We start from the raw sequence: 395 nt of genomic DNA on the forward strand, positions 1-395 counted from the left end.
GGTTACAAACAGGCTCAGCACCAGCTTTGGGTTTTTCAGCGAAGCCAGCACATCACGGGCGTGCAGCATCTCTTTTTTGGCCACGGGCGTGAAATGCTCGCGGATGCAGATAAGCGTCACGAGGAAACAGAGGAATAGCACGCTGGCGGTTATGAAGAATACCGGCCGAAGCCCGTAGTGGTCGGCCAGCAGCCCGCCTGCCAGCGGACCCAGCAATGCGCCGCTGACACCGCCAGTGGAGAGCGTGCCCAACGCCCAGCCGCTTTTCTGGCGCGGGATTTGGGTGGCGATCAGGGCGTTGGCGTTAGGGATAAATCCCCCGAGCAGGCCCAGGAGTGCGCGTAATATCAGGAACTGCCAGACGTTCTGCGCCACCCCCATCAACAGCATAATGA

The 395-nt window shown here is 60.0% G+C and carries 1 protein-coding gene; it reads right to left on the reverse strand.

The window, feature by feature from the left end:
- The coding region (locus C0Z18_RS32515; protein ID WP_146014173.1) for an MFS transporter at positions 1-395 on the reverse strand (395 nt) is incomplete at both ends.

This window comes from Trinickia dabaoshanensis, from assembly GCF_002879885.1.
Taxonomy (GTDB): domain Bacteria; phylum Pseudomonadota; class Gammaproteobacteria; order Burkholderiales; family Burkholderiaceae; genus Trinickia; species Trinickia dabaoshanensis.